The 514-nt window shown below is 76.5% G+C and carries 1 pseudogene; it reads right to left on the reverse strand.

What is annotated here, in order from left to right:
* Positions 1–514 (reverse strand): annotated as a pseudogene (locus ACJA3G_RS38465) (hypothetical protein); the annotation flags it as partial.

Here is a 514-nt window from a genome sequence, read left to right on the forward strand (position 1 = left end):
CGAGACCGTACGGGCACTGCGCTCCCTGGAGTCCGCCGACGAGGAGAAGCGGCGCGGCGGCGCGGCGGGCGTCGAGGACGTGCTGCGGCGCGGCAACGCCGGCCGTGAGCGCGTCCCCGGCAAGCACGGCACCGCCCCCACGGCGTACGAGGTCGTCGCGGTGCTCATCATCAGCGACCAGCCCGGCGAGCTGGCCCGGATCTTCGCCGACGCGGGCCGCGGCCGGCTCGACCATGAGCTGGACCAGGCCCGCCTGCTGGCCGGTGGCGTGCTCGATGCGCACGTCCTCGATGTTGACCCCGGCGCGGCCCGCGTCGGCGAAGATCCGGGCCAGCTCGCCGGGCTGGTCGCTGATGAGCACCGCGACGACCTCGTACGCCGTGGGGGCGGTGCCGTGCTTGCCGGGGACGCGCTCACGGCCGGCGTTGCCGCGCCGCAGCACGTCCTCGACGCCCGCCGCGCCGCCGCGCCGCTTCTCCTCGTCGGCGGACTCCAGGGAGCGCAGTGCCCGTAC

The organism is Streptomyces sp. YS-3, assembly GCF_045257485.1.
GTDB lineage: Bacteria > Actinomycetota > Actinomycetes > Streptomycetales > Streptomycetaceae > Streptomyces.